We start from the raw sequence: 16,127 nt of genomic DNA, 5'->3' as shown, positions 1-16,127 counted from the left end.
TCGTGCCTGCGTGGGCAGGGTGAGTATTTCGGCTCCGTCGTCGGTGATGGCGATGGTGTGCTCGCTGTGCGCGGTCCGGCAGCCTGTCGCGCTGCGCAGCGTCCAGCCGTCGGCGTCGGTGACGAGTGTGGCGGTGTCGGCCATGACCCAGGGCTCCAGGGCGAGCAGCAGTCCGGGGCGCAGCTTGTATCCGCGGCCGGGCCGTCCCATGTTCGGGACGTGTGGGTCCTGGTGCATGGTCGAGCCGATGCCGTGCCCTCCGAACTCGGTGTTGATCGGGTAGCCCGCCTTGCTGAGGACTGTGCCGATGGCGTGGGAGAGGTCGCCGATGCGCGCCCCAGGCTTGGCGGCGGCGATGCCGGCGGCGAGTGCACGTTCGGTCGTCTCGATCATCGCGACACTCTCCGCCGGCCTGGCCTTGCCCACCAGAAAGCTGATCGCGGCGTCCGCGGCCACCCCGCCCCTGGCTACGGCGAGGTCGAGAGTCAGCAGATCCCCGTCTGCCAGCGTGTAGTTCCGAGGCCGCCCATGGAGCACCCCGTCGTTGACGGCCGTGCAGATGTAGTGCCCGAACGGGCCGCGCCCGAAGGAAGGCGCGTAGTCGACGTAGCAGGACTGCGCTCCCGCCTCGGCGATCATCTCCTTGGCCCACTGGTCGATGTCCAGCAGGTTCGTCCCGACCGTACTGCGCTGCTTCAGCGTGTGCAGGATGTTTCCGACCAGGGCGCCGGTGTCTCTCGCCCGCTCAAGCCGCGCGGAATTAAGGATCTCGATCATGGGGGACCTCTCATGTGCGTCCAATAACTATCCCGGTCTAACTGTACCGGTATTAGAATGGGTCCATGGTCAGGTTGCCGCTCACCCCCGCCGAGGTAGAACGCGGACAGCGCCTTGGCGCCCTGCTCCGCCGAGCCCGGGGCTGCCGCTCGATGCTGGACGTGGCGCTCGCTTCGCACATCTCGCCGGAAACTCTGCGGAAGATCGAATCCGGCCGTGTGGCTACCCCCGCCTTCCCGACCATCGCAGCGATCGCCGACACCCTCGGCCTGTCTCTTGACGCCGTCTGGGCCGAGATCAGCCAGGCGGAGCGAACCGTCGAGGATGGGTCGGTCTTGCCTGTCACACGGCACCCGTCGCTGGCTTCGTAACACCCACTCCACATCACGTACGCATGAGCCGGCGAGCTTGTCCGTTGCCTCGTCAAGATCACCGGTGCAGAGCTACCGGCAAACGGCGATGTGCAGGAGACTGGCCAGTGCGATCGCCACCGTGGCCCGGCGCCCAGGCCCTCGTAGCGACTCGTCTCGTCAACGAGCTCATCGTCGAGAAAGGAGGGGCTGACCGGCACTCTCGGCGCATCCGAAGCCTCGGCCGCGATCGGCGAAATCCTTCACAGGTTGATCTTCGGCTCATCAGAGGAGGCCCGCTCGGCCCCAAGGGACATCGGAGCAGCTCCGAAGCAACTCCTCGACCTCCTGGCGAGCAAGCAGCCCCCGGAGGAGCGCTGACTCCTGCCGGCGATGAGCGCGGTGTGCCACCGCCGCCGGGTCGTCAAAAACCTGACCGCCCTCGAACCGGGCACCGAGCCGGGCCTCCTCGTCGCCGAGCCGCTCGTCCGCACCGAAGTCAAGATCGGATATGCCCGGGTCTCCACCGGCGGGCAGAAGCCGGAGCGGCAGCTCGACGCGCTCACCGCCGCCGGATGCCGGAAGGTCTTCGCGGACAAGAAGTCCGGCAAGAACGCGCTCCGCCCCGAGCTGAAGCCGTGCCACGCCTTCCTCGACCCCGGCGACACCCTCGTCGTCCCCTCGCTCGACCGCTACGGTCGCAGACTCCAGGACCTCATCAACATGGTCGCCGAACTGTGAACACGTCGGGTCGGCTTCACCTCGCTGCACGAGAGCCTCGACACCACCACCCCCGGCGGCCGACTCGTCTTCCACGTCTTCGCCGCTCTCGCGGCCTCGGCTCGGTCCGCGCAATGCCTCCGGACGAGCGCGACGCACAAGACCTCGACACCGGCACGGCGTCGGACCGGACAGTCGCGGCCGCTCAGCCGGGATCTTCTCTGACCCGACCGTTCGGCAGCGGCCAAGGCGGCGATGCGTCCTGGCATCTGGTCCGGTGAAAGTGATGTGACGTACCCTCACAGTGGCGGCCTGCGCATCGGAGGTGCACCTGATGGAAGGCCTGTTCGCCCTCATCTTCTGGGTAGCCGTGTGTTGCTTGGCCTGGCCGAGGATCAAGGCATGGCTGCAGGACAAGCCTCCTGCGAAGTCTCCCGTCCCGGTCACCCGGCAGAAGCCGTCCTCGCCCCCCGCTCCGCGCCCGCCCAGCACGGCGCCGAAGGGGAAGGGGAAGGGGAAGTTGAACGAGAACGGTGCGGCAGCGGCGGCGTCCACGGGATCCAGCGCCGCCCACCACATCCCCGACCAGGACATCGGCGGGGCCTCGCAGCCGACCCACCATCACACTCACCACTCCGGCGGTGGAAGCAGCCACGGTGCCGGGCACCACCCCGCGCACCACGACGGGAGCGGACACCACAGCACGCACCACGACGGGGGCGGCAGCGACCACAGCGGCGGCCACTTCGACGGCGGCGCGTTCTGACACCTGCCGGGGCCTTCGGACTGCGGCGTTTGCCGCAGTCCTGGACGAGCCTTGACACTGTGATCAAGGGGGGAGCCCCCGAGGCCCGGGGCGGAGCCCTCCGGTCCCCCTACCCCGGCTCACCGGGCCGGACGGGCCGGTGGGCATTCACCGGGGAGGCCATGATCAGGCTGGACGGCTCCAACTGACAGGCATCAGCAGGTGATGGTCTTGCTGTAGGACCCGTCACCGGCCGCGCGCCGCGGTGACACACGCCTGCCGCGACGGGTACCGCCGACGCCTCGGAGGTGGTGAGTGGTCCCCGTACGCGCATGCCCAGGACCGTTGCGCTGCCCGCCCTCGATGACGTGGGCCTCCTGATCTCCGGCGCGGAGGAGTCCTCGGCCCGCTCGCCCGTCCACGCCGTGGAGGCGTTCGGCGCACCCCGGCGGACCGGGGCTTCGCGCGGTTCCGGAACCTGCCCGAAGCCCCTCACCTGCGACTATCCACGCTCCGACGTCTCTTCGCGGGGCGGTGCCGTCGAGGCGCGTACCACGAGTTCGGTGGCGAGTTCGATGTGGTGGGACTCGACCTTCTCGCCGTTGGCCAGTCGGAGGGCGGTGCGCAGGGCGGCACCGCCCATCTCCCGCAGTGGCTGGCGCACGGTGGTGAGTGGCGGTGAGGCCATCTGGGCGAGGCTCGTGTCGTCGAAGCCGACCACGCTCAGGTCTTCGGGGACGCGCAGCCCTCGGGCGCGGGCGGTCTCGATGACACCGACGGCGATCTCGTCGTTGCCTGCGAAGATCGCCGTCGGCGGCTCTTGCAGGTCCAGCAGCGCCGCGGCGCCGAGCAACCCGGTCTCGTACGTGAATTCTCCGGGCCGGACGTAGGCGTCGGGTACCCACGCTCCTTCCGCCTCCATGGCGGCACGGTAGCCGTGCAGGCGGGCCTGGTTGCATACGGCCATGGCCGGTCCGCCGAGGTAGGCGACGCGGCGGTGGCCCAGGGACAGCAGGTGCCGGGTCGCGGCCAGGCCGCCGGCGAAGTTGGTCGCCCCGACGCTGTGGACCCGGCTGTCCGGCAGGTGCAGCGGGTCCAGCACGACCAGCGGCAGCCCGGACCGGGCCAGTTCGTTCAGGTGGGCCGTGGTGTACACGCTGGTGACCGCGATGACGGCGCGGCGTCCGGCCGAGACCAGGTCCCGGGCCCAGTGCGGGGCATGGGACGCCTTGCTGATCACCACCGAGGCCCCCGATTCGGCGGCGGAGTCGATGATGCCTTCCAGGGTCTCGGCCACGTACGACTTGAGGCCGCCCTTGAACTGCACCTCGATGGTCGGGACTTCGACACCCTCGGTGCGACGGAACACGGGTGCGAGGTAGTGGTGCTGATGCAGCAGTTCCTGCACCCGGGCGCGGGTCTGCGGCGCCACGTCACCGCGACCGTTGACCACTTTGGACACGGTCGCGACGGAGACCCCGGCCGCTTGGGCGATGTCCGCCAAAGTGATACGCCTGGCGTTCGGTCGCATCGGTTCCTCTCAGCTGTACGTCCACCGGTGTGGTGAGCCGCCGGTCGGGCCGGCAGCCCGGGTGGAACCGGTCAACCGTACGGCAACCAGACACCGGGCTCGTCCGGCGAGGTGCCGACGAGCCCCTCGGCCTCGACACGTCCGGCGATGCGCAGGGGATCGCGGCCGGTGCACGCGAGGGCGGGACGGGCACTGCCGGTGCAGCACGACCCGCGCCGAACAGGGTGTCAGCCGCAGCCATCGCACCGACCGGGACCAACTTGTTTCGAAACCCTTTCGGTCCTGGCTCAAGGTTTTCGAGGGCCATCGCCGCCCAGCTTCAGGCAGCCGACCGCAGTTTTACAGAGCTCTGCACGTACCTTGACACGGCGTCAGCCCGAAACCTAACTTGCACGCACAGAGCTCGAAGAACGCTGTTTCGAAAATCTTTCACCATGACTCACGAGAAGCCGGTGGCTCTCGAGTGCGGAGAAGAACATGGCGCTCTCCCGACGAACCCTCCTCGGCCTGGCCGCCGGCGTGCCGGTCTCCGCGGCGCTGGCGGCCTGCGGCTCGTCCGGCCCCGGCAAGAGCGGCGGTGGGGCCACGTACTGGTACCTCAACGGCCAGCCCCAGGAAGGCGTCAGAGCCGGCGCCGTGGACGCGTTCAACGAGGCCCACCGCGAGGAGCAGGTCAAAGACACCACCTTCCAGAACGACGCGTACAAGACGAAGATCAAGACCGCCATCGGTGCCGGGCAGGCGCCCACCATCATCTGGGGCTGGGGCGGCGGGACGCTGCGCACCTATGTGGAAGCGGGCCAGGTCGAGGACCTCACCTCGTGGTTCGACGAGCACTCCGAGGTCAAGAAGCGGCTGTTTCCGTCCTCGTTCGGAGCGGCGACCGTCGACGGCAGGATCTACGCGATGCCGTGCGAAACCGTGCAGCCGGTCATCCTCTTCTACAACAAGAAGGTCTTCGAGAAGGTCGGCGTGGAACCGCCGAAGTCCTGGGACGACGTCATGGCGCTGGTGCCCAGATTCAACGCGAAGGGCATAGCGCCGTTCTCCCTCGGCGGCCAGTCCCGGTGGACGAACATGATGTGGCTGGAGTTCCTGTTCGACCGCATCGGCGGTCCCGAGGTCTTCCAGGCCATCATCGAAGGCGAGAAGAACGCCTGGTCCCACCCGGACGCCATCACCGCGCTGACCAAGGTGCAGGAGCTGGTCAAAGCCCATGGATTCGTCAAGGGCTTCTCCTCGATCACCGCGGACTCTAACGCCGACCAGGCGCTGCTGTACACCGGCAGGGCCGCGATGATGCTGCACGGCGCCTGGTCGTACGGCATCCAGCAGGCCGATGGCGGGGACTTCGTCTCCAGCGGCGCACTGGGCTACATGACCTTCCCACCCGTGGAAGGCGGCAAGGGCGATCCGAGCGACACCGTCGGCAACCCCGCCCAGTACCTGTCCATCTCCTCGAAGGCCGGCGCCGAGCAGAAGAAGATCGCCAAGGACTTCTTCGCCAAGGGCGTCCTCCAGGACGAGGAAGTGAAGAAGTGGATCGACAACGGGTCGGTGCCGATCCGGCTGGGCACGGAGAAGCTGCTGGCCGCCTCCAAGAGCGCCGATTTCCTGCAGTTCACCTACGACATCGCCAGCAAGGCCAAGGTCTTCGGCCAGTCCTGGGACCAAGCGCTCAGTCCGACGGCCGCCGAGACCCTGCTGGACAACATCGTCAAACTGTTCCAGCTGTCCGTCTCACCGCAGCAGTTCGCCCGCAACCTGAACGCGGCGACCGGCAAATGACCTCGCCCACCGCCCGTCCGCCGCGTCGCGAAGCGCGCGGCATCCTGCCGTGGCTGGCGACACCGGCGCTGGTGCTCTTCGTCGGCTTCGCCGTGGTTCCGCTCGTCGGTGTCTTCGCGCTGAGCTTCACCACGTGGGACGGGATCGGCGCCATCCACCCCGCGGGGCTGACCAGTTGGCGTACGGTGCTCACCGACCCCGGACTGCCGCACGCCCTCTGGGTGACGTTCTTGGTGATGGCCGTTTCCTGGGCCGTCCAGACGCCGCTGAGTATCCTGCTCGGCACGTTCCTGGCAGGCCGCCAGCGCTACCGTGCGGTGCTGGGCGTGGTGTACTTCGTCCCCCTGATGCTCAGCTCCGCGGCGATCGCGATCGCGTACAAGGCCCTGCTGGACCCGAACTTCGGGCTCGGTGCCGGGCTGAAGATCCAGGGGCTCAGCCAGGACTGGCTGGGGCGGCCGGGGCTCGCGTTCGGGGTCGTCGTCTTCGTCGTCTCCTGGCAGTTCATCCCGTTCCACTCCCTGATCTACCAGGGTGGTGTCCAGCAGATCCCCAAGTCCCTGTACGAAGCGGCGCAGTTGGACGGAGCAGGTCGGATCCGGCAGTTCTTCAGCATCACGCTGCCCCAGCTGAGATACACCGTCATCACCTCGTCCACGCTGATGGTGGTCGGGTCACTGACCTTCTTCGACCTCATCTTCGTCCTGACCGAGGGCGGCCCCGGCGACGCCACCCGCGTCCTCGCGCTGGACATGTACAAGCGGGGATTCCAGGCCAGCCTGATGGGACCGGCCAGCGCCATCGCCGTCATCCTGGTCCTGGTGGGTCTGGCCCTCGCCCTGCTGCTGCGCCGGCTCGGAGGCCGGGACGCCGGCGCGAGCCAACTCGAAGGGGCCTGACATGACCACCACGCTCACCGAGCCGCGCCGACCGCGGAAGGCCACCCACCGCGAGTGGCAACGCCACTCGCGTCGGACGGCCCGCCGGCGCAACTGGGCCGGCGGCCTTGCCGGATGGCTCTGGCTCGGCGTCGTCGCCGTACCCCTGTACTGGACCCTCATCACCAGCCTGAAAGCCCAGAGCCGCTACTACGCGAGCAACCCGCTGGTGCCTTCGGGCGACCCGACACTGGACAACTACCGGCTGGTCATCGAGTCCGACTTCCTCCGCTACTTCCTGAACAGCGTCGTGGTCACCGCCGGCGCCGTGGTGCCGGCGGTCGTGTTCTCCTTCATGGCGGCCTACGCGATCGTCCGCGGCTGGCGCATGCGGGTCCTTCGCGCCATGAACGGGCTGTTCCTCATGGGCCTGGCCATCCCGCTGCAGGCGACGGTGATCCCGGTCTACCTGATCATCATCCGACTGCATCTGTACGACAGCCTGCCGGCGCTGATCCTCCCGTCGATCGCCTTCGCCATCCCCCTGTCCGTGCTGGTGCTCGCCAACTTCATCCGCGACGTGCCCGAAGAGCTGTTCGACTCCATGCGGGTCGACGGCGCCACCGAATGGACGACACTGTGGCGGCTGGCGGCACCGCTCACCCGGCCGGCCATCCTCACCGTGACCATCTTCAACGCACTGACCATCTGGAACGGATTCCTGCTGCCGCTGGTCCTCACCCAGAGCCCTGGCCGCCGGACCCTGCCGCTCGCACTGTGGACCTTCCAGGGGCAGTACGGGGTCAACGTCCCCGCCGTTCTCGCCGCCGTCGTCCTCACCACACTGCCCGTCCTGGTCCTGTACGCGTTCGGCCGCCGCCAGCTGCTGAGCGGTCTGACCGCCGGATTCAGCCGCTGACCGACGCCGTGACCGGTGCCCGGTCCGTGGCCCGGGACGTCCGGGGAGCCCCGGGACCGAGTCCGGCAGGCACGTCCCGGCCCCGACCGGCACCTCATCCACCGGCCCGGACCGGACGGCCTGCGTCACCCCTGGGAGCACCAGCGGTCTCGTCCCCCGGGCGCGGCGGATCCGGGCCGATGCCGGAGCCTGCACGCGATCTGCCCCGCCGAGTTCCGCCCGTCTACCTGTTCGCCCGTCGCGCCCCGGTCGAGGCCCGATGGGCGTGGGAGGAAAGGGAACGCCATCGTGGCCGTAGAGAACACCCCCGCAATCCCCCTCTGGAACGACACCACCGCCTCCGTCACCGCGAGGGTCGACGCCCTGATCGACGCGATGACCCTTCAGGAGAAGACCGCCCAGTTGTACGGAGTGTGGGTGGGAGCCTCCGACCAGGGCGGTGAGGTGGCCCCCCATCAGCACGACATGGAGGAGGCCGTCGATCTCGACGCGCTCCTGCCCACCGGACTGGGCCAGCTGACCCGACCCTTCGGCACCGGTCCGGTAGACCCCGCCCTGGGTGCGCTCTCCCTGGCGCGCACCCAGGCCCGGATCGCCGCCTCGAACCGGTTCGGCATCCCCGCTCTGGCGCATGACGAGTGTCTGGCAGGCTTCGCCGCCTGGGGAGCGACCGCCTACCCCGTTCCGCTGTCCTGGGGCGCCACCTTCGACCCGGACACGGTGCGGCGCATGGCCACCGCCATCGGCCGCGACATGCGTGCCGTCGGTGTCCACCAGGGACTCGCGCCCGTCCTGGACGTCGTGCGCGACGCCCGCTGGGGCCGGGTCGAGGAGACCATCGGCGAGGACCCCTACCTCGTCGGCACCATCGGGACGGCATACGTGCAGGGCCTTGAGTCCGCCGGGATCGTCGCCACCCTCAAGCACTTCGCAGGCCACTCGGCCTCCCGCGCCGGCCGTAACCTCGCTCCCTCCTCCGTGGGCCCGCGTGAGCGCGCCGACGTTCTGCTCCCTCCCTTCGAGATGGCGATCCGTGAAGGCGGCGCCCGGTCGGTGATGAACGCCTACACGGACACCGACGGCATGCCCTCCGCGGCCGACGAGGACCTGCTCACCGGGCTGCTGCGCGACACGTGGGGCTTCGACGGCACTGTCGTCGCCGACTACTTCGCCATCGCCTTCCTGAAGACCCTGCACGGCATCGCAGCCGACTGGGCCGGTGCCGCCGGCGCGGCGCTGCGCGCGGGCATCGACGTCGAACTGCCCAATGTCAAGACGTACGGCGCCCCCCTGGCCGAGGCCGTCGCCGACGGCCGTGTTCCGGAGGCGTTGGTCGATCGCGCCCTGCGCCGGGTACTCACCCAGAAGGCTGTGCTCGGCCTGCTCGACCCGGACTGGAACCCCGTGCCGGCCGCGCTCGACGGCGCGGACCCGGACGACCCGGCCGCCCTGCGCGGCCGGATCGACCTGGACGGTCCGGAGAACCGCGCTCTGGCCCGCACGGTCGCCGAGGAAGCGGTCGTGCTGCTGAGCAACGACGGCACCCTGCCCCTCGGCAGGCCGCGCCGCATCGCCCTGCTCGGTCCCAACGCCGACGAGCCCACCGCCGTGCTGGGCTGCTATTCCTTCCCCCAGCACATCGGCGTCCACCACCCCGCGACCCCACTGGGCATCGCGCTGCCCACGCTGCGCGAGACCCTCGCCACCGAGTTCCCCGACGCCGAGGTCACGGTCGCCCGCGGCACCGGAATCGACGACGGAGACCTCTCCGGCATCCCCGAGGCCGCCCGGGTGGCACGCGAGGCCGATGTCGCCGTGGTGGTACTCGGCGACCGTGCCGGGCTCTTCGGGCGGGGCACCAGCGGCGAGGGGTGCGACGTCGAGACGCTGGCGCTGCCCGGCGCGCAGCAGCACCTGCTCGACACCCTGCTCGACCTGGAGACACCCGTGGTCACCGTGCTGCTCGCGGGACGACCGTACGCACTCGGCCGCGCCGTGCAGGAGTCCGCGGCGATCGTGCAGTCCTTCTTCCCCGGTGAGGAGGGCACGCACGCGATCGCCGGGGTGCTCAGCGGCCGTACCAATCCCTCCGGGCGTCTCCCGGTCAGCGTGCCGCGCGGGCCGGGCTCACAGCCGGCCACGTACCTCGGGGCGCGGCTCGCGCACGCCAGCGAGGTGTCCACCATCGACCCGACACCCGCGTTCGCCTTCGGCCACGGCCTGTCCTATACGCGGTTCGACTGGACGGACCTGACCGTGGACGTCCAGGAGGCCCCGACGGACGGCGACTTCGTCCTCGCCTTCACCGTCCGCAACTCGGGCGGGCGGTCCGGAACGGAAGTCGTCCAGGTCTATCTGCACGACCCGGTCGCCTCCGTCGTCCAGCCGGTGCAGCGCCTCGTCGGCTACACCCGGGTCGGCCTGGAGCCGGGCGAGGCCCGGCGTCTGCGTGTCACCGTCCCGGCCGATGTCGCCTCCTTCACGGGACGCGACGGCCGGCGCGTCGTCGAACCGGGCGAGCTGGAAGTGCGGTTGTCCGCCTCCAGCGCGGATCCGCGCCTGACGGCCAGGGTCACGCTGACCGGAGCCGAGCGCCACGTGGATCACACCCGGCGCTTGAACGCCACGGTGGGGCAGGAGCCGGTCGCCCAGGCGTGAACCGGGCGAGCGCGGCGCACGTCGCGGCAGGGGCGGCGCAGCGCACCCGGACCGCGGGGCCGGTCATGTGGTGGCCGGGCCCGCCGGTTCCGGGGACTTCGTCATCTCACAGCACGCCGCGCCGCGCGAGGTTGCGCATCAGCGCTCCTACCCCGAACGTCCACGGCGCGGCCTGCTCGCTGGGGACGACGGTGTTCACCAGAGCGCCGAGTCGCGGGCTGGAGATCCGCACGACGTCGCCGTACTCGTGGGTGAAGCCCGCGCCGGGCGCCCGCCGGTCCTCGGTGGGGGCGAACAGCGTTCCGGTGAACAGCACGAAGCCGTCCGGGTATTGATGGTGCGCACCGTGCGTGGCGGCCACCAGTTCCGTTACGTCGCGGCTGATCTCGCGCATGGAACTGCTGCCGTGGAGTACGTAGCCGTCCGTGCCGTCGATCCGCAGGCCGATGTCGAGCCCCCGTACGGTGTCGAGGTCGAAGCCCTCGTCGAACAGGCGGATGAAGGGGCCGATCGCGCATGAGGCGTTGTTGTCCTTCGCGCGGGACAGCAGCAGGGCGCTGCGCCCCTCGATGTCGCGGAGGTTGACGTCGTTGCCGAGCGTCGCGCCGCGTACCCGGCCGTGCGAATCCACGACGAGGACGACCTCGGGCTCAGGGTTGTTCCACACCGAGGAGCCGAGCACTCCGATGTCGGCGCCGGTTCCGACCGCGGACAGTACCGGCGCCTTGGTGAACACCTCCGGGTCCGGCCCGATCCCGACCTCCAGGTACTGCGACCACAGTCCTTCGGAGGCCAGCAGTTCCCTGGCCCTGTCCGCCTCCGGCGATCCGGGGCGGATGCCGTCGAGCGCACCGCCCACCACCTGCTTCAGGCGGGCCCGGACCCCGGCGGCCTGCGCCGGATCGCCGCCCGTGCGCTCCTCGATGACGCGTTCCAGCAGACTCCGCGCGAAGGTGACACCCGCGGCCTTGATCACCTGTAGGTCGACGGGGGCGAGCAGATGCGGAACGTCATGGCGGCCGGCCGGTGCCGCCAGCAGTTCGTCCAGGCGCCAGGTGTGTCCGCCGTCGGCCTCGCGGACGACTGTCACCGCGTCGTCGCGTTCCATCAGGTCGGAGACGGTGGGCGCGATGGCCGTCAGGTCGACGACCTGATCGCCCCGGACCGCGGCCACACAGGGTCCGTCCCATTCCGGGTGGTGGACGCGCGCGACGAGGGCGGCTCGACCGACGTCCTCCGGCAGGACGGAGGCGGCCGTGAGGACCGGACGAGGGCGGGCTGCTGCCGATTCCACGATCGATGCTCTCCTGGATTCGAGGGATACGGTCGACTGGCGCGGAATCAATGGGAGTCGCGGGGGACCTCGTGTCCACGGCATCCGCGCAGGAAGCCGAAGTCGGCGCCCTGGTCGGCCTGTTCCACGTTCTGGGTGTAGAGCCAGGTGTAGCCGCTGGTGTGCCGTTCGACGGGGGCCCGCCATGCCTCCCGGCGCCGCGTGAGCTCGGCGTCGTCCACGTCCAGGCGCAGGGTGCGGTTCGGGACGTCGAGGACGACGGGGTCCCCGTCGCGCACCAGGGCGAGCGGTCCGCCGACGGCGGCCTCGGGCGCCACGTGCAGGACCACCGTCCCGTACCCGGTGCCGCTCATCCGGCCGTCGCAGACGCGCACCATGTCCTTGACGCCGGCCTTCAGCAGCTTGGCGGGCAGCGGGACGTTGGAGACCTCGGGCATGCCGGGGTAGCCCTTGGGGCCGGCGTTGCGGATGACGATGACGGTGTTCTCGTCGATGTCGAGTTCCGGGTCGTCGGCCACCTCGTGGTAGGCCTCGGGGGAGTCGAAGACGCGGGCGGGGCCGCGGTGGGTGAGCAGGTGCGGCGAAGCGGCGGACTGCTTGATCACGGCGCCGTCGGGGCACAGGTTGCCGCGGAGGACGGCGGTACCGGTGCCGGCCGGCTGGAAGGGGGCGTCCAGACTGGTGATGACGTCGGAGTCGAGGCATTCGGCGTTCTCGGTGTTCTCCGCGACGGTGCGTCCGGTCACCGTGATCTGTCCGCCGTGCAGCAGCCCGCCGCGGAGCAGTTCGGCGATGACGGCGGGCAGCCCGCCCGCGTAGCAGAAGTCCTCCATGAGGTACTTGCCGCTGGGCATCAGGTTGACCAGGGTCGGCACCGCGCGGACCAGGTCGTCGAAGTCCCGCAGGCGCAGGTCGACACCGACGCGTCCGGCGATGGCGGTGAGGTGGATGATCGCGTTCGTGGAGCCGCCGATGGCCGCGTTGACCCGGATGGCGTTCTCGAACGCCTCCCGGGTCAGGATCCGCGACGGGCGCAGCTCCTCCTCCACCATCCGTACGATGCGCTGCCCCGCCGCCTGCGCGGTCTCCATCCGCCGGGCGTCGACCGCGGGCCAGGCCGCCGAGCCCGGCAGCTGCATGCCGAGCGCCTCGGCCATGCAGGCCATCGTCGAGGCGGTCCCCATCGTCATGCAGTGCCCGTTGGAGCGGGCCATGCACCCTTCCGCGAAGAAGCACTCCTCCTCGGTCATCCGGCCGGTCTTGAGGTCCTCCTCGAACTTCCACACGTGGGTGCCGGATCCCACGTCCTGGCCCCGGTACTTGCCGTTGAGCATCGGCCCGCCGGTGACCATGACGGCGGGCAGGTCGACGCTGGCGGCGCCCATGAGCATGGCGGGGGTCGTCTTGTCGCAGCCGGACAGCAGCACGACACCGTCGAGCGGATTGGCCCGGATCAGCTCCTCGACCTCCATGGCCATGAGGTTGCGGTACAGCATGGCGGTGGGGCGCATCAGGGTCTCGCCGGTGGCCATGGTCGGGAACTGGAGCGGCAGGCCGCCCGCCTGCCACACGCCGCGCTTGACGGCCTCGGCGACGCGTGTCAGATGGGCGTTGCACGGGGCGAGTTCGGAGGCGCTGGTCGCGATACCGATGACGGGACGCCCGTCGAACACCTCGTGCCCGAGTCCCTGGTTGCGCATCCAGGAGCGGTACAGCATCCCGCTGCGGCCCTGTGCGCCGAACCATGCCTGGCTGCGGCGGCTCGTCTTCTGACCGTCGGTCATGTGGTCACTCCCGTGGCTCCGGCGTCGTCCGCTTCGCGATGGGGCGTTGTCGGGTGAGGCCCCGCGGGCCGTACCCTGTGACGCAATCATTAAATGATTCGATGATTGCGTCCAGAGGGCGGGCAGAGATCGTGATGCACTTCCTGACCATGCACCAGCGCGTGGTCGACGAACTCGGGCGGCGCGTCGTGGGTGGCGTGTGGGAACCGGGGAATCCCCTGCCGGTCGAGGACGCGCTCGCGGCCGAGATCGGTGTCAGCCGAGGTGTTGTGCGGGAGGCGGTCAAGGCGCTGGTGGCCAAGGGCATGCTGCACGTACGCCCGCGCACCGGCACGCGCGTACTGCCTCCGGAGCACTGGAACCACCTGGACCGTGACGTGCTGCGCTGGAAACAGGCCGGGGACGGCGCGGCCCTGCTGCGCGACACGGGTGAACTGCGCCGGATCGTCGAGCCCGAGGCGGCCCGGCTCGCCGCGCACCGGGCCGGCCCCGACGATGTACGAGTGCTGTACGACTCCCTGGCGGCCATGGAGGCCGCGGCGGCGGAACCCGGCCGCCGCGGTTACGTCGAGGCCGACATCGCCTTCCACCGGGCGTTGCTCGACGCCAGCGGCAACCGTCTCCTCGGCTCGCTGGGCCGCGCTGTCGGCATCGCACTGGAACACAGCTTCCTCATCAGCACCCAGACCCCCGGCGCGGTGGAAGCCTCGCTGCCGGGTCACCGCGCCGTCGTGGAGGCCGTCGAGGCCCGCGATCCAGCGGCCGCGGCGGCCGCCGTACTGGCCATCATCGAAGCCGCCGACAGAGAGATCACCCAGTCACCCGGAATGCCGAGCGGTACGCCGGGCGACGTTGTGTGACCCGTCACGGCCGCGACCCCGCGGTGCCCTCGGCAGGGGCACGGAAGCGGTCGACGCCGACGGTCCTCGTCAGACCTCCGGCAGGCCGACCGCGGGCCGCGCCGCGGGACTGCCGGCCGAGCGGCGGGAGAGGCCCGGTTGGGACAGCTAGGAGCTCTCTTTCGGATCACTTGGTGGCGGTTCGATTTCAGGGCCTGCTGAGTCCGAAGGAGCTGCTGCCTGCGACGATGTGCTGGTGAGCTATGACCTTGCGGTGTGGGACGGCGACCGTCCACTCGACGACGGCCAAGCGGGCTCGACCTACGACGAGCTCTTCGAGCGCTACCTAGAGTCGGACGATGTCGTCGTACCTCCGGTGCCGCGCATCGTGGCCTACGTGGAAGCTCTCGTCGCGCGATACCCGGACGACGAGGGCAGTGGCGTCTGGGCGTCACCGCCGGTCATCGAGGAGGCATCGGGGCCGATGGTGTACCTGCTCATGTCCTATGGCAGGGCTGAGGAGGTGTCCGAGTACGCCTCTGCGCTGGCTCGCGAGCATGGACTCGTCTGCTTCGATCCGCAGGCGGAACGCCTCCGGCCGTGAGTTGCCTGTCTCTCAGCGGGCAGACCAGAGGAAGATGCCGGCGATGTGGAGTCCGGCCAGGAAGATGGTCGCGGTCTTCTCGTAGCGGGTGGCGATGCCGTGCCACTGCTTGAGGCGGTTGATGCACCGCTCGACGGTGTTGCGCTGCTTGTAGGCATCACGGTCAAAGGCCGGTGGTCTGCCGCCTTTGCTGCCGCGTCGCAGCCGGTGGTTCCGCTGGTCCGCCGGGATGGGGATCACCGCCCGGATACCGCGTTTGCGCAGGTGGGCGCGGATCGCGCGAGATGAGCAGGCCGTGTCGGCCAAAACCACGTCCGGCCTGGTGCGCGGACGACCGCGCCTTCGGGGAACACACAGGCGGGCCATGACGTCAGTGAAGGCTGGCGCGTCGCCGGCCTGTCCGGCGGTGAGGACGAACGCGAGCGGCCGACAGCGGGCATCGGCAGCAAGGTGGATCTTCGTGGTCAGTCCGCCGCGGGAGCGGCCGATGGCGTGGTCGTCCGGCTCGTCGACCGGAGCCCCTTTTTGCGGGCCCCGGCCGCGTGCTGGTGAGCCCGCACGATCGTGGAGTCCACCGACACGGACCGGCTCAGATCCTCATCCGCGTCGGCCTGGGCAACCAGGGGCAGTGAACACCCGCTCCCAGGTGCCGTCCAAGGCCCACATGCGCAACCGGTTGTAGACGCCCCGCCAGTTGCCGTACCTCTCCGGCAGGTGCACCCACTGCGTGCCGGTCTGGAACTTGAAGGCACTCACGTAGATCACCTGGCGATGATCCCGCCAGCGCCCACCCCGCTTCGGTGTCCGGTCCGGGAGCAAGGGCTCGATCCGCGCCGACTGGGCATCAGTCAACGGCACACCCAGACCAACGACCGACTGATCCAAACGAAACTGCCTAGTACTCCAGCCGTACATGTGGATCTTCATTCACAGGCTCTTACCTGTAAGGATCAGCTCCGGGGCTCAGGTGCCGGCTACGAGCGAACCAATGGCCGAGTGGGCATGCCTCAGGCCGTCAGCGGTTCCCGGTCGTCAGTCAGGTGGCGTCGGCGGAGGCGGGTGAAGGCGGTGGGGCTGGGGCGGTGCGGGAGAAACTCCTTGATCCGCTGCGCGCATTCACGTGGGCTTGCCGCGCTGGTGTCGCACTCCAGGTCGTAGTCACCGTGGCCGTGGACCAGGTCGTACTGGTGCGCCGCGAGGCCCGGCGGGCGGTCGCCCCTGGCCAGCTCGCGGCGGGCCA

The 16,127-nt window shown here is 69.8% G+C and carries 14 protein-coding genes and 1 pseudogene; 9 read left to right on the top strand and 6 right to left on the bottom strand.

Annotated features, from left to right (window positions below):
* The coding region (gene map, locus AQJ11_RS40510; protein ID WP_059266744.1) for a type I methionyl aminopeptidase at positions 1–777 on the bottom strand (777 nt) is incomplete at its 3' end.
* A gap of 65 nt (positions 778–842) precedes the next feature.
* Between map and AQJ11_RS40505 the strand changes: the two genes are divergently transcribed.
* The 3 genes from AQJ11_RS40505 to AQJ11_RS40495 all read left to right on the top strand — a co-directional run bounded on the left by AQJ11_RS40505 (position 843) and on the right by AQJ11_RS40495 (position 2,613).
* Positions 843–1,148, top strand: a complete 306-nt coding sequence (locus AQJ11_RS40505) for a helix-turn-helix domain-containing protein (protein WP_059266743.1) — start codon at positions 843–845, stop codon at positions 1,146–1,148.
* Positions 1,149–1,520: 372 nt separating this feature from the next.
* Complete coding sequence (locus AQJ11_RS40500) at positions 1,521–1,868, top strand: recombinase family protein (RefSeq protein ID WP_244218608.1); 348 nt, start codon at positions 1,521–1,523, stop codon at positions 1,866–1,868.
* A 499-nt stretch (positions 1,869–2,367) separates the two neighbouring features.
* Positions 2,368–2,613, top strand: a complete 246-nt coding sequence (locus AQJ11_RS40495; RefSeq protein WP_059266742.1) for a hypothetical protein — start codon at positions 2,368–2,370, stop codon at positions 2,611–2,613.
* Positions 2,614–3,094: 481 nt separating this feature from the next.
* Here AQJ11_RS40495 and AQJ11_RS40490 read toward each other — a convergent pair whose 3' ends face one another.
* The gene (locus AQJ11_RS40490; protein WP_059266741.1) at positions 3,095–4,123 is read right to left on the bottom strand and encodes a LacI family DNA-binding transcriptional regulator; all 1,029 of its coding nucleotides are present in this window, start codon (positions 4,121–4,123) and stop codon (positions 3,095–3,097) included.
* A gap of 477 nt (positions 4,124–4,600) precedes the next feature.
* Between AQJ11_RS40490 and AQJ11_RS40485 the strand changes: the two genes are divergently transcribed.
* The 4 genes from AQJ11_RS40485 to AQJ11_RS40470 all read left to right on the top strand — a co-directional run bounded on the left by AQJ11_RS40485 (position 4,601) and on the right by AQJ11_RS40470 (position 10,366).
* The gene (locus tag AQJ11_RS40485; RefSeq protein WP_059266740.1) at positions 4,601–5,911 is read left to right on the top strand and encodes an extracellular solute-binding protein; all 1,311 of its coding nucleotides are present in this window, start codon (positions 4,601–4,603) and stop codon (positions 5,909–5,911) included.
* Complete coding sequence (locus AQJ11_RS40480) at positions 5,908–6,810, top strand: carbohydrate ABC transporter permease (protein ID WP_059266739.1); 903 nt, start codon at positions 5,908–5,910, stop codon at positions 6,808–6,810. Before AQJ11_RS40485 ends, AQJ11_RS40480 begins: the two co-directional genes overlap by 4 nt.
* A 1-nt stretch (position 6,811) precedes the next feature.
* Positions 6,812–7,708, top strand: coding sequence for a carbohydrate ABC transporter permease (locus AQJ11_RS40475; protein ID WP_059266738.1), 897 nt, complete (start codon positions 6,812–6,814; stop codon positions 7,706–7,708).
* A gap of 288 nt (positions 7,709–7,996) precedes the next feature.
* Positions 7,997–10,366 carry a beta-xylosidase/alpha-l-arabinosidase gene (locus AQJ11_RS40470; RefSeq protein ID WP_059266737.1) on the top strand — a complete coding sequence of 790 codons (2,370 nt, stop codon included), beginning with the start codon at positions 7,997–7,999 and terminating at the stop codon, positions 10,364–10,366.
* Positions 10,367–10,472: 106 nt separating this feature from the next.
* On the opposite strand, the gene AQJ11_RS40465 is transcribed toward AQJ11_RS40470, so the two are convergent.
* The gene (locus AQJ11_RS40465) at positions 10,473–11,660 is read right to left on the bottom strand and encodes a fumarylacetoacetate hydrolase family protein (protein WP_059266736.1); all 1,188 of its coding nucleotides are present in this window, start codon (positions 11,658–11,660) and stop codon (positions 10,473–10,475) included.
* A 47-nt stretch (positions 11,661–11,707) separates the two neighbouring features.
* Complete coding sequence (locus AQJ11_RS40460) at positions 11,708–13,444, bottom strand: IlvD/Edd family dehydratase (protein WP_059266735.1); 1,737 nt, start codon at positions 13,442–13,444, stop codon at positions 11,708–11,710.
* A gap of 104 nt (positions 13,445–13,548) precedes the next feature.
* Here AQJ11_RS40460 and AQJ11_RS40455 point away from each other — a divergent pair, with 104 nt between their 5' ends.
* Together AQJ11_RS40455 and AQJ11_RS40450 are read left to right on the top strand one after the other, a co-directional pair.
* Complete coding sequence (locus AQJ11_RS40455; RefSeq protein ID WP_059266753.1) at positions 13,549–14,304, top strand: FadR/GntR family transcriptional regulator; 756 nt, start codon at positions 13,549–13,551, stop codon at positions 14,302–14,304.
* A gap of 235 nt (positions 14,305–14,539) precedes the next feature.
* Positions 14,540–14,887, top strand: a complete 348-nt coding sequence (locus AQJ11_RS40450; protein WP_059266752.1) for a hypothetical protein — start codon at positions 14,540–14,542, stop codon at positions 14,885–14,887.
* 12 nt (positions 14,888–14,899) lie between these two features.
* On the opposite strand, the pseudogene AQJ11_RS47560 reads toward AQJ11_RS40450, so the two are convergent.
* Positions 14,900–15,802: pseudogene (locus tag AQJ11_RS47560) on the bottom strand (IS5 family transposase).
* Positions 15,803–15,894: 92 nt separating this feature from the next.
* Positions 15,895–16,127 (bottom strand): chloramphenicol phosphotransferase CPT family protein (locus AQJ11_RS40435; RefSeq protein WP_244218607.1); only part of this gene is annotated, 233 nt, incomplete at its 5' end.

Origin of the sequence: Streptomyces corchorusii, assembly GCF_001514055.1 — a bacterium.
GTDB classification, from domain to species: Bacteria; Actinomycetota; Actinomycetes; order Streptomycetales; family Streptomycetaceae; genus Streptomyces; species Streptomyces olivaceoviridis.
Note: the sequence above shows the minus strand (reverse complement) of the source record. Positions and strands in the feature narration are given on the sequence as shown.

What these genes read in the sequence shown, in the direction of transcription:
- AQJ11_RS40500 (WP_244218608.1), top strand. Translation starts at nt 1,521, where the DNA reads ATGAGCGCGGTGTGCCACCGCCGCCGGGTCGTCAAAAACCTGACCGCC.
- AQJ11_RS40480 (WP_059266739.1), top strand. Translation starts at nt 5,908, where the DNA reads ATGACCTCGCCCACCGCCCGTCCGCCGCGTCGCGAAGCGCGCGGCATC.
- AQJ11_RS40505 (WP_059266743.1), top strand. Translation starts at nt 843, where the DNA reads ATGGTCAGGTTGCCGCTCACCCCCGCCGAGGTAGAACGCGGACAGCGC.
- AQJ11_RS40475 (WP_059266738.1), top strand. Translation starts at nt 6,812, where the DNA reads ATGACCACCACGCTCACCGAGCCGCGCCGACCGCGGAAGGCCACCCAC.
- AQJ11_RS40485 (WP_059266740.1), top strand. Translation starts at nt 4,601, where the DNA reads ATGGCGCTCTCCCGACGAACCCTCCTCGGCCTGGCCGCCGGCGTGCCG.
- AQJ11_RS40490 (WP_059266741.1), bottom strand. Translation starts at nt 4,123, where the DNA reads ATGCGACCGAACGCCAGGCGTATCACTTTGGCGGACATCGCCCAAGCG.
- AQJ11_RS40460 (WP_059266735.1), bottom strand. Translation starts at nt 13,444, where the DNA reads ATGACCGACGGTCAGAAGACGAGCCGCCGCAGCCAGGCATGGTTCGGC.